At 72.4% G+C, this 23,085-nt stretch carries 21 protein-coding genes and 2 tRNA genes; 13 read left to right on the forward strand and 10 right to left on the reverse strand.

All coding sequences use genetic code 11. The features are described from left to right. Window positions 1–217 precede the first annotated feature (217 nt). Window positions 218–511 (forward strand): tyrosine-type recombinase/integrase, encoded by a 294-nt coding sequence (locus BLT52_RS21830; protein ID WP_407922617.1) that lies wholly within the window; start codon window positions 218–220, stop codon window positions 509–511. Between the two features lie 18 nt (window positions 512–529). Here the strand turns inward: BLT52_RS21830 and BLT52_RS10145 are convergent. The 7 genes from BLT52_RS10145 to BLT52_RS10175 form a co-directional block, all read right to left on the reverse strand. Then, window positions 530–605 (reverse strand) — tRNA-Ala (locus BLT52_RS10145). A 45-nt stretch (window positions 606–650) separates the two neighbouring features. After that, window positions 651–1,796, reverse strand: a complete 1,146-nt coding sequence (locus BLT52_RS10150; protein WP_090592970.1) for a serine hydrolase domain-containing protein — start codon at window positions 1,794–1,796, stop codon at window positions 651–653. Between the two features lie 70 nt (window positions 1,797–1,866). Then, window positions 1,867–2,589 (reverse strand): class E sortase, encoded by a 723-nt coding sequence (locus tag BLT52_RS10155; RefSeq protein WP_090592973.1) that lies wholly within the window; start codon window positions 2,587–2,589, stop codon window positions 1,867–1,869. Window positions 2,590–2,696: 107 nt separating this feature from the next. After that, on the reverse strand, window positions 2,697–4,355 hold the full coding sequence (locus BLT52_RS10160; protein WP_090592975.1) for an ABC transporter family substrate-binding protein: 1,659 nt from the start codon (window positions 4,353–4,355) through the stop codon (window positions 2,697–2,699). Window positions 4,356–4,502: 147 nt separating this feature from the next. Next, complete coding sequence (locus BLT52_RS10165; protein WP_090592978.1) at window positions 4,503–6,668, reverse strand: ABC transporter ATP-binding protein; 2,166 nt, start codon at window positions 6,666–6,668, stop codon at window positions 4,503–4,505. Then, window positions 6,668–7,660, reverse strand: a complete 993-nt coding sequence (locus BLT52_RS10170) for an ABC transporter permease (RefSeq protein WP_231946585.1) — start codon at window positions 7,658–7,660, stop codon at window positions 6,668–6,670. Before BLT52_RS10170 ends, BLT52_RS10165 begins: the two co-directional genes overlap by 1 nt. A gap of 9 nt (window positions 7,661–7,669) precedes the next feature. Next, window positions 7,670–8,653: an ABC transporter permease gene (locus tag BLT52_RS10175; RefSeq protein WP_090592980.1), complete on the reverse strand. Its 984-nt coding sequence runs from the start codon at window positions 8,651–8,653 to the stop codon at window positions 7,670–7,672. Window positions 8,654–8,858: 205 nt separating this feature from the next. On the opposite strand from BLT52_RS10175, the gene BLT52_RS10180 reads away from it, so the two are divergent. Then, complete coding sequence (locus BLT52_RS10180; protein ID WP_090592983.1) at window positions 8,859–10,139, forward strand: alpha-galactosidase; 1,281 nt, start codon at window positions 8,859–8,861, stop codon at window positions 10,137–10,139. Window positions 10,140–10,275: 136 nt separating this feature from the next. On the opposite strand, the gene BLT52_RS10185 is transcribed toward BLT52_RS10180, so the two are convergent. The 3 genes from BLT52_RS10185 to BLT52_RS10195 form a co-directional block, all read right to left on the reverse strand. Beyond that, the gene (locus BLT52_RS10185) at window positions 10,276–10,848 is read right to left on the reverse strand and encodes a TetR/AcrR family transcriptional regulator (RefSeq protein ID WP_197679279.1); all 573 of its coding nucleotides are present in this window, start codon (window positions 10,846–10,848) and stop codon (window positions 10,276–10,278) included. Between the two features lie 7 nt (window positions 10,849–10,855). Beyond that, on the reverse strand, window positions 10,856–11,692 hold the full coding sequence (locus BLT52_RS10190) for an alpha/beta fold hydrolase (RefSeq protein ID WP_090592988.1): 837 nt from the start codon (window positions 11,690–11,692) through the stop codon (window positions 10,856–10,858). 68 nt (window positions 11,693–11,760) lie between these two features. Continuing rightward, window positions 11,761–13,317, reverse strand: coding sequence for a dolichyl-phosphate-mannose--protein mannosyltransferase (locus tag BLT52_RS10195; RefSeq protein WP_231946586.1), 1,557 nt, complete (start codon window positions 13,315–13,317; stop codon window positions 11,761–11,763). Between the two features lie 87 nt (window positions 13,318–13,404). Here BLT52_RS10195 and rsmI point away from each other — a divergent pair, with 87 nt between their 5' ends. From rsmI to BLT52_RS10250, 11 genes are all read left to right on the forward strand, one after another. Next, window positions 13,405–14,253 carry a 16S rRNA (cytidine(1402)-2'-O)-methyltransferase gene (rsmI, locus tag BLT52_RS10200; RefSeq protein ID WP_090592991.1) on the forward strand — a complete coding sequence of 283 codons (849 nt, stop codon included), beginning with the start codon at window positions 13,405–13,407 and terminating at the stop codon, window positions 14,251–14,253. A 38-nt stretch (window positions 14,254–14,291) separates the two neighbouring features. Continuing rightward, window positions 14,292–14,894: a GNAT family N-acetyltransferase gene (locus tag BLT52_RS10205; protein WP_172804020.1), complete on the forward strand. Its 603-nt coding sequence runs from the start codon at window positions 14,292–14,294 to the stop codon at window positions 14,892–14,894. Then, window positions 14,891–15,739 (forward strand): TatD family hydrolase, encoded by an 849-nt coding sequence (locus BLT52_RS10210; RefSeq protein ID WP_090596584.1) that lies wholly within the window; start codon window positions 14,891–14,893, stop codon window positions 15,737–15,739. The genes BLT52_RS10205 and BLT52_RS10210 overlap by 4 nt, the downstream gene beginning before the upstream one ends. Next, the gene (locus tag BLT52_RS10215) at window positions 15,736–16,344 is read left to right on the forward strand and encodes a nitroreductase family protein (protein WP_197679280.1); all 609 of its coding nucleotides are present in this window, start codon (window positions 15,736–15,738) and stop codon (window positions 16,342–16,344) included. The genes BLT52_RS10210 and BLT52_RS10215 overlap by 4 nt, the downstream gene beginning before the upstream one ends. Before the next feature lie 132 nt (window positions 16,345–16,476). After that, window positions 16,477–17,721, forward strand: coding sequence for a resuscitation-promoting factor (locus tag BLT52_RS21680; protein WP_157677053.1), 1,245 nt, complete (start codon window positions 16,477–16,479; stop codon window positions 17,719–17,721). Beyond that, entirely contained in the window at window positions 17,676–18,596 is a 921-nt protein-coding gene (gene rsmA / locus BLT52_RS10225) for a 16S rRNA (adenine(1518)-N(6)/adenine(1519)-N(6))-dimethyltransferase RsmA (RefSeq protein WP_090592995.1), read from the forward strand. The genes BLT52_RS21680 and rsmA overlap by 46 nt, the downstream gene beginning before the upstream one ends. Before the next feature lie 212 nt (window positions 18,597–18,808). Next, window positions 18,809–19,741: a 4-(cytidine 5'-diphospho)-2-C-methyl-D-erythritol kinase gene (locus BLT52_RS10230; RefSeq protein ID WP_090592998.1), complete on the forward strand. Its 933-nt coding sequence runs from the start codon at window positions 18,809–18,811 to the stop codon at window positions 19,739–19,741. A 57-nt stretch (window positions 19,742–19,798) separates the two neighbouring features. Beyond that, window positions 19,799–20,296 carry a MarR family winged helix-turn-helix transcriptional regulator gene (locus BLT52_RS10235; protein ID WP_090593000.1) on the forward strand — a complete coding sequence of 166 codons (498 nt, stop codon included), beginning with the start codon at window positions 19,799–19,801 and terminating at the stop codon, window positions 20,294–20,296. A gap of 65 nt (window positions 20,297–20,361) precedes the next feature. Beyond that, window positions 20,362–20,444 (forward strand) — tRNA-Gln (locus BLT52_RS10240). Between the two features lie 67 nt (window positions 20,445–20,511). Further along, complete coding sequence (gene glmU, locus BLT52_RS10245) at window positions 20,512–21,969, forward strand: bifunctional UDP-N-acetylglucosamine diphosphorylase/glucosamine-1-phosphate N-acetyltransferase GlmU (protein ID WP_090593003.1); 1,458 nt, start codon at window positions 20,512–20,514, stop codon at window positions 21,967–21,969. A gap of 108 nt (window positions 21,970–22,077) precedes the next feature. Continuing rightward, on the forward strand, window positions 22,078–23,055 hold the full coding sequence (locus BLT52_RS10250; RefSeq protein ID WP_090593006.1) for a ribose-phosphate diphosphokinase: 978 nt from the start codon (window positions 22,078–22,080) through the stop codon (window positions 23,053–23,055). Window positions 23,056–23,085: the final 30 nt, after the last annotated feature.

Raw genomic sequence — 23,085 nt, forward strand, 5'->3', positions numbered from 1 at the left:
GCTGAGGCATTTGCTTGCGAGCGAGGTAAGCACTGAGTGTGGATGTGGTGACGCCGAGGTACGAGGCAACGTCGTCGGTGGTCCACCAGTCCTCCGGCAACTGCGGGTTCCCCATCGCTGACCGGGTGCTGCCCTTGGTGCGTGCCTTGGCAAGGGGGAGGGACGGGAGGCCCTGTTGTTCGTGACTGCTTCGGGGTCGCAGCTACACGCGAACGCGGTGCGTCGCAGCGTCGGTTGGAGCACCGTGGCTGGAGGCCGGCGGATCCACGATCTGCGGCACACCGCGGCGTGTTTGTGGCTGGCGCGTGGTGTCGATCCGGTGACGGTGCAGACGTGGATGGGGCACGCGTCGATGAGCACGACGAACCTGTATCTGCACCACCTGGGGACGTCTGCGGACCGTGCTGCATTGGAGCGTCTGAACTCCGGGGGCACACCGGGGGCACACGTCCAGGGGTCGCTGTTCGACGCGGGGAGGCAAACGCCTGATGAAAGCAACAGGAACCCCTAGTCAGAGCGGGTTCCTGGGTGGTGGAGCTAAGGGGATTCGAACCCCTGACCTTCTCATTGCGAACGAGACGCGCTACCAACTGCGCCATAGCCCCTTGCCAGCCTGAGATGCTACCAGCCGATCGGGCTCCAGGCACATCTCAGCTCGCGGCGGCCCGCCAGAAGTCGTCGAAGATCTGCGCACCCTCCGGACTGCCGAGCTCGACCTGGGTGAGCAGGACGGTCACGGCGCCGTCGCGGGGGACCACGTGGGCGGACGTGCCGGTGCCACCGACCCAGCCGTAGCGGCCCGGGACGTTCCACGGCTCAAGCTCCGCGACGTCCACCGAGCCGCCGAATCCCCACCCCTGGCCCTGCAGGAAGAGGTCGCCCATCTGGTGCTGCGGCTCGGTGAGGTGGTCGACCATCATCAGGCGGACCAGGTCCTCGCTGAGCACGCGATGGCCGTCGGAGGTGCCCCCGGCCAGCAGCATCTGGCCGAAAGCCAGCCAGTCCGCCGCGGTGCCGAGCAGACCGCCGGCGCCGGAGCAGAAGGCGGGCTCGTCGACCCAGTGGCCGTCGGGAGGGTCGGTGACCACCAGCTCGCCCTGGTCGTCGCGACGGTGCTGGCTGGTCATCCGCGGCAGGTCCGCGCGGTCACGAAGCCAGAAGCCGGTGCCCACCATGCCCAGCGGGTCGAGGACGTGTTCGCGGAGGTACCGGGCGAAGGAGTCCCCGCTGGCCCGGGCCACCAGCACCCCCAGCACGTCGTAGGCGGTGTTGTAGGTCCATCCCTCACCGGGCTGGTGGAGCAGCGGGAGCTGCCCCAGGCGCGCCATCCACTCGTCGGGCTCGGGCGCGGCCGGCGGGTCGGGTGGGCCCTGGTGCAGCGGTCCCATCAGCTCGGCGACCACGGGTCCCAGGAAGTCGCCGGGGAACCCGTGGCCAGCGGTGGAGGAGAGCAGGTGCCGCAGCGTGATCGGTGTCGTGGCCGGGACGACGTCGTCGAGCGGACCGGAGGCCTCGCGCAGGACCACCGGCGCGGCGAGCTCGGGGAGCCAGTCCGCCACGGGGGAGTCGAGGTCCAGCAGGCCGTCGTCGACCAGGGTCAGTGCCGCCGCGGCGGTGAGCGGCTTGGTGATCGAGGCGAACCGGAAGAGGGAGTCCTCGGTCATCGGCTCCCCGTCCTCGCTGCGACGGCCCAGGGCGAGCGTCTCCACCTCGGTGCCGCGGGCCACCAGGGCGACCAGACCGGGAACACGTCCGGACTCGACGTGCGGGGTCAGGGCGTCCTCGAGGTTCGACATGATCTGTTCCTACCCCAGAGCGGTGCGAGTTGGGCACCGTGGTCGGTGCAGATCTGCACCGATCAGCCGGTCAGACCTCGTCCACCTCGACCAGGACGCCGATCTTGTCGATGCGGTGCTCGGGGTTGCCGTACTGGTCGCGCCAGAAGTTCCCCTCCGCGTCGTCCTCGGGGGTGGCGCAGGTGGAGAGGGTGATCATCGCCTCGGTGGCCTCCTCGCCCGGGCGTCCGGGGACCTCGGCGGACTGCTCCTCCAGGGACTCCTCGGATCGGAAGGAGGTCTCCCGGGTCTCGACGACCTCGTAGGTGTAGCGGACCCCGTCGGCCTCCACGTGCACCTCCTCGCCCTCCTCCAGCTCCGGCAGGTCGCGGAAGGCCTGGGTGGAGGACAGCCGGTGCGCGGTCACGATGTAGTTGCCGATCCCGCCGACGCCGGTACCGCCGTCGCGGCCGTGGGGGCTGGCGGCGATGCCGCCGTCCTGGATGTCCGTGCCGGGGCCGTCGTCCGGGGAGCCCTCGTAGGCCTCCACCTCGAGGGCGTCGATGTCGAGGGCGGGGATGCTCAGCTCGGCGTCACGGGGTTCCCCGTCGCTGGCCAGGGTCGGGGTGGGGCTCGGCGTGGGGGAGGGCGTCGGCCTCGGGGTCGGTGTGGGAGTCGGGCGCGGCGCTGAGGGGCTCGCCGTGGTGGGGCTCGGCGAGGCCGGGGCGCTGCGCGCGTCCTCGACCGGCGGCGTGGGCGCGCAGGCCACCGCGAGCAGTGCGGTCAGGGCCAGACCCAGCAGACGTCCGGACATGCAGCGAGGGTAGGCCGGGGTCGCAAAGGGCCCCTGTGCCAGGCGCTGGACGCACGACGGCCCGGGAACCGCTGGGGTTCCCGGGCCGTCGTGTCAGAGCAGGCGGCTCACTGCATGTAGCCGACGTTCTCCCACTCCTGGGTGTTCAGGCCGAAGGCGCCGTAGTTCGCGAGGTTGGCCTTGGCGGCCACGATCTCCGGGCGCTGGTACAGCGGCAGGGTGGACACCTCCTCCCACATCAGCTGGGCGGCCTCGTTGGCGAGGGTGGTGCGCTCGGCCGGGTCGACCGTGGTGTCGACCAGGTCGGCCAGCTCGTCGATCCGCTCGTTCGACAGGTTGCCGAAGTTGGACTCACCACCGGTGACGTAGATCTGGCGGAACTGGTACGGGTACGGGGTACCGATCCAGGAGAAGGCCAGGATCTCGAACTCCCCAGCGGTCAGCCGGTCGATCCAGTTGTCCTGGGTGGCGTCCACGATGTTGACCTGGATGCCGATCTCGGCCAGCTGGCTCTGGGCCTGACGGGCCTCGTTCTCCGAGACGGGGACGCCGACGATCTGGGTGAAGTCGACCTCCAGCGGCTCGCCGTCCTTCTCCCGGATGGTGCCACCCTCGGGGAGGGTCCAGCCGGCGGCCTCGAGCTTCTCCATCGCGGCCGCGGGGTCGTAGGTGATCCCCGTCAGCTCGGCCATGTCCACGAACTGCTCCTGGCTGGCCAGGAAGATGTTGTTGTTCAGGGGCTCCACCGGGACGTCGACGCCGGCCAGGTCGGACTCGCCGATCGACCCGCGGTCCAGACCCATCGCGATGGCCTGTCGGACCTCCTGGTCGGCCAGGTTGCCGGCCTCGGTGTTGAAGGTGAAGTGCCGGAAGTTCGGACCGAGGGCCGAACGGACCTCGCCCTCGGCGTAGGCGGTGGCCTTCTGGAAGGCGTCGGGGTCGATGCCGACCTCGAAGGCGTCCAGCTCGCCGTTGACGTAGGCGTTGGCCGTCGCGTCGGCGGAGATGACCCGGACCACGATCTCGTCCAGCAGCGGCGCCTCGCCCCACCAGGTGTCGTTGGGGACCAGCGTCAGGACCTGCTGGGTGGCGTCGAAGTCGCCCACCTCGAAGGGGCCGGACATCCAGTCGCCGATCTCGGTGACGTCCTCCCAGCCCTCGTTGAAGGTCTCGGGGTCGGCCATCGACTCGGCCTTGAACAGGCCGCTGAAGGGCTGGGTCCAGTCCGGGTACGGACCGGAGAAGGACACCACGACGTCCTGCTCGGTCTCACCCTGCTCGATCGACTCGATCTGGTCGTAGCCCTGGGTGGTGGCGCACTGGAACTCCTCGTTCTCCCCGTTGCACGCCTTCCACATGGCCTCGAAGTCCTCGACGGCCAGCGGGGTGCCGTCGTTCCACACCGCGGCCGGGTTGAGCTTGAAGTTGACCACCGTCGGGTCCTCCGACGTCAGCTCCGCCGACTCCAGGTAGAGCGGGTTCGGCTCCGGCTCACCCGAGTCGCCGACCACGAACAGGTTGGGGAACATCCCGGTGCTGAGGTCGGCGTAGGTCGCCTCGTTGCCGTTGACGTTGAACGGGTTCCAGTAGACGAACTCGGTGATCGGCAGGCGGAGGGTGCCGCCCTGAGCCAGCTGGTCGCGCGGCTGGGCGTTGATGTCGACGGCACCGATCTCCGAGCCCTGGTCCCCGGGGCCGGGGTCGTCACCGGGCGCGGGTGGCTCGGTGCTGCCGCATGCGCCCATCAGGAGCATCGCGGACAGCACGGGCAACGCAAGGAGCTTGCGTGGCTTCACTGTTCCTCCAGAAGATGTGTTGACGTGCGACGGGTCATCGCGGGGTTGTGACGACCCTAGATGCTGCGGGTGCGTGATGCGGTCACAGCCTGACAACGATGATGTTGCGGCTCGGCATCACACCTGGGCCGTGACGTGGGTGTCCACGTCGTTGAAGTGGCAGGCCGACGTGTGGTCGGTGCCCACCTGCAGCAGCGGTGGTGGCTCGACGACGCAGCGCTGCTGCGAGGCCTCGTCCAGGGTGGGCTTGCGGTGGCAACGGGTGCGGAACTTGCACCCCGACGGCGGGTCCGCCGGGCTGGGCAGGTCCCCGGTGAGGAGGATCCGCTCCCGGTTGCGCTCGGTCTGCGGGTCGGGGATGGGGATCGCCGACAGCAGCGCCTGGGTGTAGGGGTGGCGGGGGTTGTCGTAGACCTCGTCCACCTCGCCCTGCTCCACGATCGATCCCAGGTACATCACCGCCACCCGGTCGGCAATGTGCCGGATCACGGCGAGGTCGTGGGCCACGAACAGGTAGGACAGCCCGAGCTCGGCCTTCAGCTGGTCCAGCAGGTTGATGACGCCGGCCTGGATCGAGACGTCCAGGGCCGAGACCGGCTCGTCCAGCACCAGCAGCCTCGGCTTGAGAGCCAGGGCGCGGGCGATGCCGATCCGCTGACGCTGCCCGCCGGAGAACTGACCGGGGTAGCGGTTGACGTGGGCCGGGTCCAGACCGACCGTGCGCATCAGCTCCTCGACCCGGGCCGAGGTGTCGACCTTGGACCACTGGTGGGCGAACAGCGGCTCCGCGATCAGGTCGAACACGGTCATCCGCGGGTCCAGCGAGGCCATCGGGTCCTGGAAGACGATCTGCAGGTCCCGGCGCAGGGCCTTGCGGGCCTTCCCGCGGAGCGCCGCCGGGTTCTGGCCGAGGACGGTGATGGTGCCGTCGGTCGGCGGGAGGAAGTTGAGGACCTCCATCAGCGTGGTCGACTTGCCGCACCCGGACTCCCCGACCAGACCCAGCGTCTCGCCCTGCTTGACCTCCAGGTCGATGCCGTCGACGGCGTAGACGGTGCCCACCCGACGTCGCAGCACCGCCCCCTTCATCAGCGGGTAGTGCCGCTTCAGACCGGAGACGTCGAGCACGGTCTCGCGCTCCTCGCGGGGCACCTGCTCCAGCTCGCTCCACGTGTGCACGGCGACCGGGAAGATGTCGGCGTAGGTCAGGCCGTCCCGCACGACGCGGTCGGAGAGGTGGCAGGCGGCGGCGTGACCGAGCACCGTCGCGGCCTCGGAGTCGGCTCCGGCGGTGACCCGGCGGGCCAGCGCGCCGCTGTGCTCCACCAGGGCCGGCTCGGTGGTCCGGCACTGGTCCTCCGCCAGCGGGCAGCGGGGGGCGAACGGGCAGCCGGGGGGCAGGCTGACCACCGACGGCGGGTTGCCCTCGACCGTGGCCAGCGGCCGCTTCTCCGCCACGTCCAGCCGGGGGACCGAGCCCAGCAGGCCGATGGTGTACGGCATCTGCGGCCGGTAGTAGATGTCGTCGACGGAGCCCTGCTCGACCGGGCGTCCCGCGTACATCACCGTCACCCGGTCCGCCATCCCGGCCACCACGCCGAGGTCGTGGGTGATCATGATGACCGCCGCCCCGGTCTCGCGCTGGGCCCGCTTGAGCACCTCGAGCACCTGGGCCTGGATGGTGACGTCCAGGGCGGTGGTGGGCTCGTCGGCGATGATCACGTCGGGGTCGTTGGCGATGGCCATCGCGATCATCGCGCGCTGGCGCATGCCGCCGGAGAACTCGTGCGGGAACGAGCGCACCCGGGCCTGCGGGTTGGGGATGCCGACCAGGTCGAGCAGCTCCACGGCGCGGGTGCGGGCCTGCGCGGTGGTCACGTCCTGGTGCAGCTGGATGGCCTCGATGATCTGGTCGCCGATGGAGTACACCGGCGTCAGCGCCGAGAGCGGGTCCTGGAAGACCATCGACATGGCCTTGCCCCGCAGCCGGGACAGCGCGTCGTCGTCGCGGCCGAGGATCTCCTCACCGTGCAGCTTCACCGAGCCGCTGATCCGGGCGGTGCGGGGGTGCAGCCCCATCACCGCCAGCGAGGTCACCGACTTGCCCGAGCCGGACTCGCCGACGATGGCCATCGTCTCCCCGGCGCGGAGGTCGAAGTCCAGACCGCGGACGGCCCGGACCTCCCCGGCCTCGCTGGGGAAGGAGACGTTGAGGTCCCGGACGGAGAGGACGACCTCGCCCGCCTGGGTGCGGCGGGTGGCCGCCGTGGTGGGTGCGGTCATCAGACGCGTCCTCCTGATCCGGACGAGGGGTCGAGGGCGTCGCGCAGGCCGTCACCGACCGCGTTCACCGCCAGGATGAGCAGCACGACGGCGACCGCCGGCGGCACGAACAGCCAGGGGAAGGTGGTGGCCTGCCGGGCGCCGACGCCGAGCAGGGCACCGAGGGAGGTGTCCGGCGGCTTGACGCCGAAGCCGAAGAAGGACAGCGACGTCTCGGCCAGGATGGCCGCAGCCACGTTGAGGGTCGCGTCGATGATCAGCAGCGAGGAGATGTTGGGCAGGATGTGGCGGACCACGATGATCGGCCCCGGGATGCCCATGAACCGTGCCGCCTCGACGTACTCGCGCTCCTTCACCGACAGGGTGAGCGAGCGCACCACCCGGGCGGCCAGCATCCAGCTGAACAGCGCCAGCAGGATGATCAGCACGATCCACTGCGGTGCGCTGGCGACGAAGCGGTCGAAGGCCGAGGCGTTCCCCCCGCTCCGGTCCGCCGACATCATGATGGCGATGATCAGGAAGGACGGCACCACCAGCAGCAGGTCGATCACCCAGAGCGCGATCCGCTCGAACCAGCCGCCGTAGTAGGCGGCGAAGGAGCCCACGACCGCGGCGATGGCGGTGGAGATCAGCGCCACGGCCAGACCGATCAGCAGCGACTTGCTGAGCCCCCGCAGGGTCAGCGCGAACATGTCGATGCCGCTCTGGGTGGTGCCGAAGGGGTGCCGGGCGTCCGGCGGGTTGAGGAAGGACGTGCGGTCGATCTGCTCGTAGTCCCAGGCCGAGATGAGCGGGCCGAACACGGCGAGGGCCGCCATCGCCAGGATGACCAGCAGCCCGAGCACGGCGGTCTTGTTGCGCAGGAACCGGCGCAGCACCAGCCGGCGCCGGCTGAGGCGCCTGGAGGTGGGTGCGGAGGGGCCGTGGCTGGGCACGGGGGTCTCGTCGAGGACCTCGGTGGAGTCGGTGGGAGGCATCGGTGGGTTGGTCACGTCGGCTCCTCAGCTCACTCGGACGCGGGGGTCGAGGGCGGCGACCATGAAGTCGGACAGGGTCGCCCCCACCAGCACGCAGACGCCGCCGAACGCGGCCACGGCGACCGCGCCGTGGACGTCCTGGCCCTGGATGGTGGTGATGGCGAACTCGCCCATGCCGTGGAAGCTGAACAGCACCTCGACGAAGGTGGAGCCCAGGAAGAGCGTGGCGACGCTGAAGGCGAAGTAGGTGCCGGTCGGGATCAGCGACGTCCGGAGCGCGTGCTTCATCACCGCACGCCCCTGCCGCAGACCCTTGGCCCGGGCGGTGCGGACGTAGTCCGAGCCGAGGGCGTCCAGCATCAGGTTGCGCTGGATCCGGCTGAAGAAGGCCGCGTTGGCCAGCACCAGCACCACGGTGGGCAGCAGCAGGTGCTGGGCCCGGTCCACCAGCCAGGCCCCGGGGTAGGAGCCGACCTGACCGGTCTCGCCGACGAACTCGAAGACGCGCCAGCCGGTGGTGTCGTTGAAGGAGGTGGCCAGGACCTGGATCACGCTGATCAGCACGAAGACGGGCACTGAGTAGATGGCCAGCGACCCGAGGGTGATGGCGCGGTCGGAGAGGCGGTACTGCCGGGTGGCGGTCCAGGCCCCGACCAGCACGCCGAGCGCGATCCCGCCCAGCGAGCCGAGGGTGATGAGCCGGATGCTGACCCCGATCCGGCGGCCGATCTCCGGTGCGATGTCCCCGGTGCGCGGCGACTCGCCCCAGTCCCAGTGCAGCACCACGCCGGTGAGCCAGGTCCAGTACCGCTGCAGCAGCGGCACCTCGTCGCTGAGGTTCTTGCTGCGCAGGCTCGCTTCGATCGTCTGCGGCGGGATCGGTGGGTTCGCCAGCTCCCACAGGGCGCGCGGGTTGAGCTGGCTGGCCGCCAGGAAGTACGTGAGGCTGATGGCCACGAAGAGCAGGACCGCGTAGTTCAGCAGGCGTTTCAGGATGAAGAGGCCCATGGGTCCCCGGCGCGTCCTCTCGTCTCGGCGACCCGTCCTCGGGTCGTCCGAACAACCTAGGTCACGACCCCCGGCGGTTGGAAGCAGGTGCGTTACCGATGGGTAACGATGCGCCCGGGGAGTGCGCGGCGGGCGCTCCGGGACGTCCCGCTAGCGTCGGGCCGACCGCAGCCCGCGACACCGTCGCCCGAGCCCCGGAGGCCGCATGCCCGCCGAGCCGCCCACCCCCGTCGCCGTCGCCCGCCCGGCCACCCCGCCGCGTGGCTGGAACAGCTGGGACTGCTACGGCACCACCGTCACCGAGGACGAGGTGCTGGCCAACGCCCGGTTCATGGCCGAGCACCTGCTGCCCTCGGGCTGGGACACCGTCGTGGTCGACATCCAGTGGTACGCCGCCTCGGTGGGTGCCGGCGGCTACCACGAGGACGCCGACCTGCAGCTGGACGGCTGGGGTCGTCCGGTGCCCGACACCACCCGGTTCCCCTCCGCCGCGGACGGCCGCGGGTTCACCGCGCTGGCCGAGCAGGTGCACGCCCTGGGGCTGCGGTTCGGGGTCCACGTGATGCGCGGGATCCCCCGCCGGGCGGCGGCGGAGCGGCTGCCGGTGCTGGGCACCGACGTCACCGCCGCCGACCTCGCCGACCCCGACCGCGGCTGCCCCTGGAACCCCGACATGGCCGGCGTCCGCGACGACCACCCCGACGCGTCCGCCTGGTACGCGGCCCTGGCCCAGCAGCTGGCCGGCTGGGGCGTGGACTTCGTCAAGGCCGACGACATGCTCTGGCCCTACCACGCCTGGGACATCGAGACCTTCTCCGCCGCGCTGGCCGCCACCGGTCGGCCGATCGCGCTCAGCCTCTCGCCCGGCACCGACCTCTCGCTGGTCCACGCCGACCACCTGGCCGGGCACGCCACGATGTGGCGGGTCTCCAACGACCTCTGGGACCGGTGGGACGACGTCTCGGACATGTTCGCCCGGATGGCCCGCTGGGCGCCGGTCTCCAGGCCCGGTGCCTGGGCCGACGCCGACATGCTGCCGCTGGGCCGGATCGGGATCCGCGGGGAGCGGGGGACCGACCGCACCTCGCAGCTGACCTGGGCCGAGCAGCGCACCCTGCTGACGCTGTGGGGGATCGCCCGCTCCCCGTTCTTCGTCGGCGGGGACCTGCCCACCAGCCCGCCGGAGACCATCGAGCTGCTGCGGAACCCGCTGCTGCTGGAGGTCAACGCGCACGGGACCGACCCGCGGGAGGTCGTCCGGGAGACCGACCACGTGGTGTGGACGTCCCGGCTGGGGGAGTCCCTGGTCGTGGCCGTCTTCGCGGTCGGGGACGAGCGGCTGTCGCGCACCGTGCCGCTCTCCTCGGTGGGTGGCCAAGGCCGGACCCGGGCGCGGGAGGCGTGGACAGGGGCGGAGGTGGACGTCAGCGGCGGTCTCCCGGTCGACCTGGCTCCCCACGACGCCGCCCTCTTCGTGCTCGACTGAGCGATCGCGACGTCGAGGGTTAGGTGTGGTCCTGCGGTGTGGCTGGGCCCTCCACCTGTCGCTCAGGACCGGCGTCGAAGGCGGTGCACCCGTTGTCGCCACCCTGGTCGACGGCGGTCACGGTGGGCCTGGAAGATCAGCGGGCGGGGAGCGGGTCGGGTCGTCTCGCCCTCAGGCCCTGGTCGATGAAGTCGAGCATCCAGCTGAAGCTCTCGTCGAGGTCGGTGTCGAGCTGGAAGCTGCCGATCGCCTCCAGGGCCGCGAACCCGTGCAGGGTGCTGCGCAGCATCCGCAGCGCGTGCACCGACTGGTCGGGGTCCAGGCGGTAGCCGTGCAGCATGGCCGTCCAGGACTCGAGGACGCGACCGACGGCCGGCACCAGCGGGTCCTCCGGCCCGGTGACGATGGCGGCGTTGCCAGCCGCGTACCGGCCGGGGTGGATCAGCACGTACGTCCGCATCGCGTGCGCCCCGGCCGCGAGGGCCTCCTTCTCCGACCGCCCCTGGGTGGCGTCGCGGACGGCGTCGGCGAGCTCGGTCATGGCCAGCACGGCGATCCGGTGGGCCAGGTCGGCCTGGCTGGCCACGTGCCGGTACAGCGAGGGCGTCCTGACCCCGAGCCGCTCGGCCAGCAGACCCATGCTGAGCTGCTCGAAGCCGATCTCGTCGACCAGCGCAGCCCCGGCCTCGGTCACCGAGACGGGGCTCAACCCGGCCCTAGGCACCGGTCAGCGTCCGGGCCAGGAACGGCAGGGTCAGAGCGAGGACCTCGTCGGGGGTCTGGGCGTGCGGGTAGTGACCGGCGCCCTCGATGACCGCCAGCTCGCCGAGGCCGGCAGGCAGGTCGGCGAGGATCTTCTCGCCCTCGGCCCGCGGATCGGCCCAGTCGGGGTCGAGGCTGCCCTGGACGACCAGGACCGGGCAGGTGACGTTCGCCAGCTGGGCGCCGGCGTCGGTCGGTGCGCTGCTGGCCATGGCCCGAAGAGCCTTCATCCGGCCGGGCTCGCTCAGCCTGGCCTCGATCCGGCCCAGCTCCCCGGCCCAGTCGGCGGGCTTGGTGGGGTAGGCCAGGTCCAGGTACCTCTTCCAGGCCGGGAGGCTCCCCAGGGCCAGGGTCAGGCCCAGCTGGGTGGTGCCGGCCCGGTAGCGCCCGACCCGGAGCAGCCCACCCAGGGAGACCGACTGCTTGCGGGTGAAGGGGGCCAGCTCGACCACCCCGGTGATCACGTCGGGCGCCGTGGCGGCCGCGATGGTCGCCGCCCCACCGCTGATCGAGTGCCCGATGATCACCGCCGGGCCACCCAGGTGGCGCACGACAGCCACCAGGTCACCGGCGATGTCGGTGCGGCTGTACCCGTCCCAGCCGAGGCTGGAGTCACCGCAGCCGCGGAGGTCGACGTTCGCGACCCGGTACCCGGCCGCGACCAGGGCCGGCGCCATGAAGCGGTAGGAGTGCCGGCTGTCGCCCATGCCGTGCGCCAGCACGACCAGGGGCCCTCCGCCGGTCACGTCGTAGGCGATGGTGTTGCCGTTGATGCTGAGGTGCTCGGGCACGAGGACTCCTGTGGCTAATGGGTGTAACTAGAAACTAACACCATTAGCCTGGGTGGTGCAAGGCTGGCTCAGATCCAGGTGCGCAGCCACATCCGGTCCAGCCACTGCTCGCGGGTGAGCAGGGCGTTGGTCCAGACCGGGTAGAAGAAGGCGAAGTTGAGCACCACCAGGGCCACGAAGACCCCGCAGACGATCGCGCCGATCCGGCGCCGGGAGCCGGGCACGGGCGGGCCGAGCACCAACCCCATCACCAGGCACAGGGCCAGCACGGTGAAGGGGACGATGGTGATGGCGTAGAAGAGGAACTGGGGACGGTCGGTGTACTGGAACCAGGGCAGCCAGGTGCTGGCCACACCGACCACCACGACGCCGAAGCGCCAGTCCCGCCGGGCGAGCCAGAAGAACACCGACATCAGCAGGCACACCGCCCCCACCCACCACAGCAACGGGGTGCCGATACCGGTGATCACCCGCTGGCACTGGTCGACGTCGACCGGGCAGCCGTCGGTGCCGGGCTGGATGTTGTTGACGGCGTCGATCCCGATGGTGCGGGCCAGCACCAGCCAGCCGATCGGGTCGGCGGCGTAGCTGTGGGTGGCCTCCTCGGTGATGTAGTCGCCGGTGTGGAAGCCGTAGATCTCCTGGTGGTAGTGCAGCAGCGAGGCCAGCGGCGCCCCCAGCAGGCGGGTGGAGAGCGCCTCCGGGTGCTGGGCGCCCCAGTCGCGGGACCAGCCGCCGGAGGTGGCCAACCAGCTCGACCAGGTGGCCAGGTAGACCAGCGCCCCGAGCACCACCGTGGAGAGGAAGGCCGGGACGCCGTCGACCAGCAGCCCGAGCGCGGACCGCCGGCCGGCCCCGGCGAGGCGGCGGGCGCCGACGTCCCAGGCCACCGACAGCAGCCCGAACGCGGCCAGCACGTAGACGCTGTTCCACTTCACCCCGAGCGCGCAGCCGAACATCACCCCGGCCAGCACCCGCCACGGCCGCCAGAGCACCAGCGGTCCGGCGACGCCGCCCAGGTCGGGCAGCCCCCGTGCGGTCAGGTGGTCGGCCAGCCGGGTCCGGAACCAGTCCCGGTCGGCGACCAGCGCCGAGACCGCCGCGACCAGGAAGAAGGCCTGGAAGATGTCGAGCAACCCGATCCGGCTCATCACGAAGGCCAGCCCGTCGAAGGCCAGCAGCACCCCCGCCGCCCCGCCGAGCAGCGTCGAGCGGGTGATCCGCCGGACCAGCCGGACGGTGACCAGCACGAGCAGCGCGCCGAAGACGCAGGCGCTGAACCGCCAGCCGAAGGACGTCATGCCGAACAGCTGCTCCCCGGCGGCGATCAGCCACTTCCCCAGCTGCGGGTGGACGATGAACGCCGGCCCCTCCTGCCAGAGGTCGGTGCTCCCGGCCACGATCTGCTCGTTGGCGTCCGGGGCCCAGCCGCGCTCGTAGCCGAAGTGGAGCAGCGACCAGGCGTCCTTGGGGTAGTAGGTCTCGTCGAAGACCAGCTTGTTCGGGTCCCCCAGACGGACCACCCGCAGCGCGAAGGCCAGCAGCGTGATGCCCACGGTGACGGCCCAGGCGGTGACCCGGTCGCGGGGCAGGGGGTCGCGCAGGGCCGCCTGCAGGTCAGTCACCCGGACATACTAGGAGCGCGCGGGGCCCACCGGCCCGCGACGACGCACGCCCCGCCGAGCAGGCGGACCGACCGAGAGGACGCCCCCGTGGTCGACACCGAGCAGGGCCCGGGTGTGCTGGTGCTGGCCGGGACGCCCATCGGCGACGTCGCCGACGCCCCACCCCGGCTGCGCGAGGAGCTGGCCCGCGCCGACGTGGTCGCCGCCGAGGACACCCGGCGGCTGCACCGGCTGCTGCAGCGGCTGGAGGTCACCCTGAGCGGGCGGGTCGTCTCCTACTTCGAGGGCAACGAGGTCGCCCGCACCGAGCAGCTGGCCGCGGAGCTTGAGGCGGGGGCCCGGGTGCTGGTGGTCACCGACGCGGGCATGCCCTCGGTGTCGGACCCCGGCTACCGGCTGGTGCGGGCGGCGGTGGACCGCGGGATCCGGGTCACCGCGGTACCGGGCCCGTCGGCGGTCCTCACCGCGCTGGCCCTGTCCGGGCTCCCGGTCGACCGCTTCTGCTTCGAGGGCTTCCTGCCCCGCAAGGCCGGCGAGCGGGGGCGCCGGCTGGCCGCGCTGGCCACCGAGACCCGGACGATGGTCTTCTTCGAGGCCCCGCACCGGCTGGCCGACTTCCTGACCTCCGGGGTGGAGGCCCTGGGCGCCGACCGTCCGGCCGCGGTCTGCCGGGAGCTGACCAAGACCTACGAGGAGGTCCGCCGGGGGACCCTGGCCGAGCTGGTCGACTGGGCCGCCGAGGGCGTCCGGGGCGAGGTCACGGTCGTGGTGCAGGGGGCCGAGCCGAGCGACGACGGCGGGTCGGCCCTGGAGCTGGTGCGCGAGCTGATCGCCGACGGCGTCCGGCTGTCGGACGCGGTGGCGCAGGTGGCGGCCAGCACCGGCCAGCGGCGCAACGCCCTCTACCAGGCGGCGGTGGCTGACCGCCGGTCCTGAGCGACGGTCACGGCCGCGGGTGCCGCGATACTGGCCGGGTGCCCCTCACCCTCGACCAGCTGACGTGGCCCCGCCGGACCGAGCGGCTGGTGCTCCGCCCGGCCCGTCCGGAGGACCACGCCGCCACCTTCGGCTTCCGCTCCGACCCCGGCGTCGGGCACTGGATCGGCAGCTGGACCGAGGACCCGCAGCTGCACCGCTGGCTCTTCACCGACACCGACCGGCTGGCCCGGACCCTGCTCTACGAGCTCGACGGCCGCGTGGTGGGGGACCTGATGCTGGCGGTCCGCGCTGCGTCGACCCAGCTGGAGGTCCGCGACGAGGGCGAGGCCGTGGAGGCCGAGATCGGCTGGTCCCAGGACCCCTCGGTCGGCGGCCGCGGGCTGGCCACCGAGGCGGTGCGGGAGCTGTTGGCGATCTGCTTCCAGGACCTGGGGCTGCGCCGTGTGGTCGCCTCCTGCTACGCCGGCAACGAGACGTCGTGGCGGCTGATGGAGCGGGTGGGCATGCGCCGGGAGACCGTGGCGCGCCGGGACTCCCTGCACCGCTCCGGTGAGTGGATGGACTCCTACGGCTACGCGCTGCTGGCCGAGGAGTGGCGCGGCGCGACCGGCCCCGCGCCACTAGCCTCGACCGCGTGAACCGCGAGCTCCCTGCCCTCCCCGACGCGCTGCCGGGACCGGTCACCGACTCCCACTGCCACCTCGACGTCGCCGAGGAGTACAGCGGGCTGGCCCCGGAGGACGCGCTGGCGCAGGCGGCCTCGGTGGGCGTCACGCGTCTGGTCCAGGTCGGCTGCGACCTGCCGAGCTCGCGCTGGGCCGTGGCCGCCGCCTCCCGGTGGCCCTCGGTGGTCGCCACCGTCGCCCTGCACCCCAACGACGCCGCCCGGCTGGGGGATCGGCTGCCACAGGCCCTGGAGGAGCTGGCGGCCCTGGTGGCCGAGGAGGCCGCCGACCCGGCCCGCCGCCTGCGTGGGGTGGGGGAGACCGGTCTGGACTGGTTCCGCACCCCCGAGGAGGAGGGACGACACCTCCAGCGCGAGTCCTTCGCCGCCCACATCGCGCTGGCCCGCCGCCACGACCTGACCCTCGTGGTCCACGACCGCGACGCCCACGACGAGGTGCTCGAGGTGCTGGACGCCGAGGGCGGGGTGGACCGGCTGGTCATGCACTGCTTCTCCGGCGACGCCGACTTCGCCCGCCGCTGCCTGGACCGCGGTGCCTGGCTGTCCTTCCCCGGCACGGTGACGTTCAAGCCGAACCAGCACCTCCGTGACGCCCTCCGGCTGACCCCGACCGACCGGGTGCTGACCGAGACCGACGCACCCTTCCTCACCCCGGTGCCGCACCGCGGCCGCCCCAACGCCTCCTTCCTGGTGCCGCTGACCGTCCGCTTCATGGCCGAGCAGCGCGGGGAGGACCTGGCCGGGTTCTGCGCCTCGCTGCACGACAACGCCTCCGCCGCCTTCGGTGGCAGCTGGTGAGCGGGTCGGGGCTGGCGGCGCTGCTGGCCCGCCGCCGGATGGTCCGTGACTTCGACCCGGGCGCCGGGGTGCCTGTGGAGCTGCTGGAGGCGGTGCTGGACGCCGGGCTCACCGCCCCCTCGGCCGGGCACGCCCAGGTGGTGACCGCGGTGGTGCTGGCGGACCAGCAGGTGAGCGGCTTCTGGTCGGTCACCAGCGAGCCCGGAGCCGACTCGGCCTGGCTCCGCGGCATGCGGCGGGCGCCGGTGCTGATCACCCTGTGGACCAGCGAGGACGCCTACGCCGAGCGCTACGCCGAGCCGGACAAGGCCGCCGGCTCCGACGACGGGCCGGCCTGGTCGGCGCCCTGGTGGTGGGTGGACGCCGGGATGACGGCCATGGCGGTGCTGCTGGCCGCCACCGACGCGGGGCTCGGCGCCTGCTTCTTCGGCGTCCCGCCCCGGCGCCAGGCGCTGCTGGCCGAGCACCTGGGGGTCCCGGCGGGCTGGGCCTCGGCCGGGGTGGTGGCGCTGGGACGTCCGGCCGCCGCCGACCGGCCGTCCGGGTCGGGGCGACGCCGCGCGCGACGTCCGCGCGAGGAGAGGATCCGCTCCGGACGCTGGTGAGCAGGCGGACTGACGGAGAACCGCTTCTCAGGCGTTTCTCATCTGGGCTCATCTTCGGTTAAGGTGCCCTCGACGTCGGTGGCCGCGCGTGGGCGGCCCCACCCGCTCTCTTCACCGCTTCTGGAGTCATTCGTGCGCAAGCTCATCCCCCTCTCGATCGCCGCCGCCGCGGCCCTGCTCGCCACCAGCGGTGCCGTCGGCTACCAGGTGCTCGACAAGACCGTCGAGCTGTCGGTCGACGGGGTCCCCACCACCGTCACCACCCTGGAGGGGAACGTCGGGGAGGTGCTGGCCCAGCAGGGGATCGCCCTCGGCGAGCACGACCTGGTCGCCCCGGGCGCGGAGACGAAGCTCTCCGACGGCGACCGGATCGCGGTGCAGTTCGGCCGCGAGGTCACCGTCGAGGTGGACGGCTCGGAGCAGACCCACTGGACCACCGCCACCACCGTCGGTGAGGCGCTGGCCGTGCTGGCCATCAAGGCCCAGGGTGCGGACCTCTCCACCAGCCGCTCCACCGCCATCGGCCGCGAGGGCCTGGAGTTCAGCGTCGACACCGTCAAGAAGGTCGAGCTGGTGGCCGGCGGCAAGACCTCCAGCGTGCAGACCACCGCCACCACGGTCGGTGAGGTCCTGGCCCAGGCGAAGGTCGAGCCCGACGACGACGACATGGTCGAGCCAGCCGTCGGTGAGGCGGTCGCCGACGGCGACACGATCACCGTCGACGTCGTCGAGGTGAAGGACGTCGCCAAGAAGTCGGCGATCGAGCACGAGACGGTCCGCAAGGACTCCGACCAGCTCGACCTCGGCACGACCCGGGTCGAGACCGAGGGCGAGGACGGCGAGCGCACCGTCGTCACCACCGAGACCCGCGAGAACGGCAAGGTCGTCAAGAAGGAGGAGAAGTCCTCCAAGGTGACCCGGGAGCCGGTCGACGAGGTCGTCCTGGTCGGCACGCGCGTGGCCCCCGAGCCCGAGCCCGCCCCCGCGCCTGCCCCCGCCCCGGCGCCGCAGCGGTCCTCCGGCTCCGCCGGCTCCTCCCAGGACGACAGCTCCGACTCCCGCTCCGAGGCGCCCAAGCCGAAGCCGGCGCCGAAGCCGGCACCGAAGCCCGAGCCCGAGGACAGCAGCTCCGGCGCCTCCGCCGGGGTCTGGGACCGCCTCGCCCAGTGCGAGTCCGGCGGCAACTGGTCGATCAACACCGGCAACGGCTACTACGGCGGCGTGCAGTTCAGCGCCCAGACCTGGAAGGCCTACGGCGGCAAGGGCCTGCCGCACGAGAACAGCAAGGCCGAGCAGATCCGGATCGCCTCCAAGCTGCAGGCCGCCGCCGGATGGGGCCAGTGGCCCTCCTGCTCGGCCAAGCTCGGGCTTCGCTGACCAGTCCGCTGACGTCGTCGAAGGGTCTGCTGGACCCGACCTCCGTGCGAGCCCTGGCCACCGAGCTGGGGCTGCGCCCGACCAAGCAGCGCGGGCAGAACTTCGTCACCGACGCCAACACGGTGCGCCGGCTGGTCACGCTCGCCGGTCTGGAGCCTGACGACGTCGCCCTGGAGATCGGCCCTGGGCTCGGCTCGCTGACCCTCGGCCTGCTCGAGCGGGCGCGTCACGTCGTGGCCATCGAGATCGAGGCCAGCCTGGCCCGCCAGCTGCCGCTCACCGTCGCCACCCGGTTGCCCGGGGCGGAGGAGCGGCTGACCGTGGTGGAGGCCGACGCGCTGCAGGTCCACCCGCTGCCCGAGCCCCGGCCGAGCGTGGTCGTGGCCAACCTGCCCTACAACGTCTCGGTGCCGGTGCTGCTGCACCTGCTCGAGATCGACCCGGGTTGGCGTCGCGGGCTGGTCATGGTGCAGCTGGAGGTCGCCGACCGGTTGGTGGCCGGACCCGGCTCGCGGACCTACGGCGTCCCCTCGGTCAAGATGGCCTGGTGGGCCGCGGCGACCCGGGTGGGGACCGTGCCGCCCAGCGTGTTCTGGCCGGTGCCCAACGTCGACTCCGGCCTGGTGCGGATCGTGCGCCGCGACCCCCCGGCCACCACCGCCACCCGGCAGCAGGTGTTCACCGTGGTCGACCACGCCTTCGCCCAGCGGCGCAAGATGCTGCGGGCGGCCCTGTCCGGGCTGGCCGGCTCCTCGGCCGCGGCCAGCGCCTGCCTCGAGGCCGCCGGCGTCGACCCGCAGGCCCGCGGGGAGACCCTGACCGTGGACCAGTTCGCCCGCGTGGCCGAGCAGCTGTTCCCCGACGCCGGAGCCTGAACACCGGCCGGAGGTCGATTCTGAGGGTCAGTGCGGTGCTCGCACCCGACCCGCTGCGGTGCGCCGCGGCCCCGCGGGGTGGCGCGGGGGACTGACCCGCAAAATCAGTCGCTGGGACGGGCGTGGCCCGGCTGACCTGGCACGGCTGAGCGGACCCGGGACCGGCCGCGACCGGGCGCACGTCACCGGAGCCGGGTGGCTAACCTCGACCCGTGCCGCCTCCCCTCACCCCTCCGTCCGAGCCCGTCCGCGTCCGGGTGCCGGCCAAGATCAACCTGGCGCTCATGGTGGGCCGCGTGGGGGAGGACGGGTACCACCCGCTGGCCACCCTCTTCCAGGCCGTCTCCCTGCACGACGACGTGGTGGCCGCTCCCGCGCCGGCCGGCGAGTTCAGCGTGACCATGAGCGGCGAGGCCGAGGGGGTGGGCGACGGTCCGGACAACCTGGCGGTGCGGGCCGCCCGCCTGCTGGCCGAGGATCACGGGGTCGCCGACCAGGTCGGGGCCGCGCTGAGCGTCCGCAAGTCGATCCCGGTGGCCGGCGGCATGGCCGGGGGGTCGGCCGACGCGGCCGGGGCGCTGCTGGCCTGCTCGGTGCTCTGGGACCTCGACGTCGAACCCGACGGACTGGGCGCGCTCGGTGCCCGGCTGGGGGCCGACGTCCCCTTCGCGCTGCTCGGCGGCACCGCGCTGGGCACCGGGCGCGGGGACGTCCTGGCCCCGGTGCTGACCAGCGGCTGCTTCCACTGGGTGCTGGCGCTGTCGGACGAGGGCCTGTCCACCCCCGCGGTCTTCCGCCGCTTCGACGAGCTCGGGCTGGGCCGTGAGCCCGAGGAGCTGGACGTGGCCGACGAGCTGATGAACGCGCTCCGCACCGGGGACGCCCCGGCGCTGGCCCGGGCCGTCCACAACGACCTGGCCCCCGCCGCGCTGGACCTGCGCCCGGACCTGGAGGCCACCCTGCGACGAGGGGAGGAGCTGGGGGCGCTGACCGGGATCGTGTCCGGGTCCGGGCCCACGGTGGCCTTCCTCTGCGTGGACGAGTCCGCCGCCATCGACCTCAGCACCCAGCTGGCGCGGCTGCCCCGCGTGCGTGCGGTCCGACGGGCGCGGGGACCCGCCCAGGGCGCCCGGCTGATCAGCTGAGTGAGGGTCACCTCACAACCTCTCGATCTCAAGAATCTCGTCGGTTAGACTCGCGCCATGCAGGACGAGGTGGACGCACTGGTCAGGGACTGGGCCCGTGAGCGCCCGGACCTCGACCTGTCCGCGATGCAGGTGCTCAGCCGGGTCAGCCGCCTCGGCCACCTCCTCGACCGCGCCCGCAAGGACTCCTTCACCGCCCACGGCATCGTGGCCTGGGAGTTCGACGTGCTGGCCGCGCTGCGCCGCGCCGGACGTCCCTACACGCTCTCGCCGGGCGCGCTGATCCGGGAGACCCTGGTCACCAGCGGGACCATGACCACCCGGGTCGACCGCCTGGTCCGCCGGGGCCTGGTCACCCGCAGCGCCGACCCCAGCGACCGCCGCGGCGTCCTGGTGACCCTCACCGACGCCGGCCGCGACACCGTCGACGGCGCGCTGGGCAGCCTGCTGGCCGCCGAGCGGCGTCTGCTGGCCGGTCTGGACGAGTCCGAGCAGGCCCAGCTGGCCGAGCTGCTGCGCACCCTCGGGCTGTCGATCGACGAGCTCGCCGCCTGAGCGACCCGGTCTCCCGCGGATCGTTATGCTGTGGCGGTGCCGGACCTGCAGACGGGGCCGGCCGATCCCCGGTTGGTCTGCCGGCAGGGCCCGCCTGACTTTGAATCAGGATCAAGCGACGTAGGTTCGACTCCTACCCGGGGAGCCAGCAGTCGGGGCACCGTGACGGCTAACGTAGGCCGCGCCCGACCGTCCCCTCCCGATCGAGGACCCCCATGAGCGCAGCGACCTCCCCCGAGACCACCCCCGCCGCCGTCGCCGCGGTGGTCGTGCTGGCCGCCGGTGGCGGCACCCGGATGAGGTCGAAGCGGTCCAAGCTGCTGCACGAGGTCGGCGGACGCTCCATGCTCAGCCACGCCCTGGCCGCGGCGAGCGCGGTCCAGCCCGAGCACCTGGTGGTCGTCGTCGGGCACGCCCGGGACCAGGTCGAGCCGCTGGTGCACGAGCTGGCCCCGCAGGCGACCACGGCCGTCCAGACCGAGCAGCGCGGCACCGGGCACGCCGTCCGGTGCGCCCTGGAGGTGCTGCCGGAGCTGACCGGCGAGGTGCTGGTCACCTACGGCGACGTCCCGATGCTGACCGGGGAGACCCTGGCCGAGCTGGTGCAGCGGCACCGTGCCGACGGCAACGCGGTCACCGTGCTCACCGCCGACGTGCCCGACCCCACCGGCTACGGCCGCATCCTCCGCGACCCCGACGGCCAGGTGGCCCGGATCGTGGAGCACCGCGACGCCGACGAGGCCACCCGCGCGGTCACCGAGATCAACTCCGGCATCTACGTCTTCGCCGCCGACACCCTCGCCACCGGCGTGGCCCGGCTGGACGCGGTCAACGCCCAGGGGGAGCTGTACCTGACCGACGTCCTCGGGCTCGCCCGCGCCGACGGCGGACGGGTCGGGGCCCACCGCACCGACGACCTGTGGCAGACCGAGGGCGTCAACGACCGGGTCCAGCTGGCCCGGATGAACGCCGAGCTCAACCGGCGCACCGTCGAGGGCTGGATGCGCGCCGGCGTCACCGTCGTCGACCCCGCCACCACCTGGATCGACGCCGACGTCCGGCTGGCCCCCGACGTCCTGCTCCACCCCGGCACCATCCTGGCCGGAGCCACCACGGTGGGGGAGGGCGCCGAGCTCGGCCCCGACACCCGGCTGCGCGACTGCGAGGTGGGCGAGGGTGCCTCGGTGGTCCGCAGCGAGGCCCACCTGGCCGTGATCGGGGCCGGTGCGACCGTCGGGCCCTGGTCCTACCTGCGTCCGGGCACCGAGCTGGGGGAGCGGGGCAAGATCGGCGGTTTCGTGGAGACCAAGAAGGCGGTCATCGGCGCCGGCTCCAAGGTGCCCCACCTCAGCTACGTCGGCGACGCCACCATCGGGGCGGGCAGCAACATCGGGGCCGGCACGATCTTCGCCAACTACGACGGGGTCGACAAGTTCCCCAGCACCATCGGGGACGGGGTCTTCGTCGGCTCCGGGACGGTGCTGGTCGCCCCCGCCGAGATCGGCGACGGGGCCTTCGTGGCCGCCGGCTCGACGATCACCGAACCGGTGCCCGCCGACGACCTGGGGGTGGCTCGCGGGCGCCAGCGCAACGTCGAGGGGTGGGCCGGACGACGCCGGGAGTCCCGCGCCGCGGCCGCCGACGCCCCGGGCGACAGCGGGGCCGCTCAGTAGTAGGTTGGCGTCTCGCAGCCGCCGGGGACGCACCGCTCGAGGACGCCTCCCGAGTGCGACGCACGACGGGTCGAGGGTCCTCGACGACGCCAGCACGAGGGGAAACGCGTGAGCTCAGTCAAGAAGCCGTTCGAGAAGCACATGATGCTGTTCAGCGGCAGGGCCTATCCCGAGCTGGCCCAGGAGGTCGCCGACCTGATGGGCAGCAGCATCGTCCCGATGCGGGCCCTGAGCTACGCCAACTCCGAGATCTACGTCCGCTTCGAGGAGTCCGTCCGCGGCTGCGACGCCTTCGTGATCCAGAGCCACTGCGCCCCGGTCAACGAGTGGCTGATGGAGCAGCTGATCATGGTCGACGCGCTCAAGCGGGCCTCCGCCAAGCGGATCACCGTGGTCGCCCCCTTCTACCCCTACGCCCGCCAGGACAAGAAGCACGCCGGCCGCGAGCCGATCTCGGCCCGGCTGGTGGCCGACCTGTTCAAGACCGCCGGCGCGGACCGCATCATGTCGGTGGACCTGCACGCCGCCCAGATCCAGGGCTTCTTCGACGGACCCGTCGACCACCTCTGGGCGCTGCCGGTGCTGGCCGACTACGTCCAGGGCAAGTACGACACCTCGAAGATGACGGTGGTCTCGCCCGACGCCGGCCGGGTGCGGCTGGCCGACATGTGGACCGACCGGCTGAACGCGAAGCTGGCCATCATCCACAAGCGCCGTGACCCCGACGTGGCCAACACCGTGGCCGTGCACGAGGTGGTCGGTGAGGTCGAGGGCCGGGTCTGCCTGCTGGTGGACGACATGATCGACACCGCCGGCACGATCTGCCAGGCCGCCGAGGCCCTCAAGGCCCGCGGCGCCAAGGCCGTGATCGCGGCCACCACGCACGCGGTCCTCTCCGGCCCCGCGGCCTCGCGGCTGAACGCCTCGGCCTTCGAGGAGGTCATCGTGACCAACTCGCTGCCGATCAGCACCTCCGAGCCGATCGAGAAGCTGACCGTGCTCAGCATCTCCCCGCTGATCGCCGAGGCGATCCAGCAGGTGTTCACCGACGGATCGGTGACCAAGCTCTTCAACGGCCAGAGCTGAGTCACGCCGCGGGATTCGCGACCGGCGGGG

Source organism: Auraticoccus monumenti, assembly GCF_900101785.1.
Lineage (GTDB): Bacteria > Actinomycetota > Actinomycetes > Propionibacteriales > Propionibacteriaceae > Auraticoccus > Auraticoccus monumenti.